The organism is Streptomyces recifensis, from assembly GCF_002154615.1.
GTDB classification, from domain to species: domain Bacteria; phylum Actinomycetota; class Actinomycetes; order Streptomycetales; family Streptomycetaceae; genus Streptomyces; species Streptomyces griseoluteus.
This window is the reverse complement of record NZ_MUNH01000797.1, coordinates 1-345: the sequence shown is the minus strand read 5'-3', so window position 1 is coordinate 345 and position 345 is coordinate 1. Positions and strand designations below refer to the sequence as shown.

The window sequence follows — 345 nt, the reverse complement described above, 5'->3', positions numbered from 1 at the left end:
GTCCTCGGCGACCCGGACGGTGTACGGCGTGCTCACGCGTACGTCTCCTCGCGCACCCGGTCGAGGGCGCGGCTGAGGTCCTCGGGGTAGTCGCTCTCGAACTCGGCCCACTGGCCGTCTGCCGGGTGCTCGAAGCCGAGCCGGACCGCGTGCAGCCACTGGCGCTCCAGCTTGAGGCGCTTGGCGAGCGTGGGGTCGGCGCCGTAGGTCAGGTCGCCGACGCAGGGGTGGCGGTGGGCGGCCATGTGGACGCGGATCTGGTGGGTGCGGCCGGTCTCCAGCTTCACGTCAAGCAGGGAGGCGGAGCGGAACGCCTCGATGAGGTCGTAGTGCGTCACCGAGGGC

General features: G+C 71.9%; 1 protein-coding gene. It reads right to left on the bottom strand.

Annotated features, from left to right (window positions below; translation table 11 throughout):
- Positions 1–32: 32 nt before the first annotated feature.
- A partial coding sequence (locus CCN33_RS29795) for an RluA family pseudouridine synthase (protein WP_244173986.1) occupies positions 33–345 on the bottom strand: 313 nt, incomplete at its 5' end.